This is a genomic window from Ochrobactrum sp. XJ1, from assembly GCF_024701725.1.
In the GTDB taxonomy this organism is placed as follows: Bacteria; Pseudomonadota; Alphaproteobacteria; order Rhizobiales; family Rhizobiaceae; genus Brucella; species Brucella anthropi.
Map to the genome: position 1 here is coordinate 1 of NZ_VDGD01000074.1, position 249 is coordinate 249.

The following is a 249-nucleotide window of genomic DNA, read 5'->3' on the forward strand; positions in this document are numbered from 1 at the left end:
GCATCAACGCCGAAGAATCGGCGCAAGAAGTGGCGCAAATCGCCGACATCATTTTTGCTGCCGTTAAACCTGGCATCATGATTAAAGTGCTTAGCGAAATCACCTCCAGCCTGAATAAAGACTCTCTGGTCGTTTCTATTGCTGCAGGTGTCACGCTCGACCAGCTTGCCCGCGCGCTGGGCCATGACCGGAAAATTATCCGCGCCATGCCGAACACTCCCGCACTGGTTAATGCCGGGATGACCTCCG

The 249-nt window shown here is 54.6% G+C and carries 1 protein-coding gene; it reads left to right on the forward strand.

What is annotated here, in order from left to right; all coding sequences use genetic code 11:
• Nucleotides 1-249 (forward strand): pyrroline-5-carboxylate reductase family protein (locus FG152_RS27200; protein ID WP_498989488.1); only part of this gene is annotated, 249 nt, incomplete at both ends.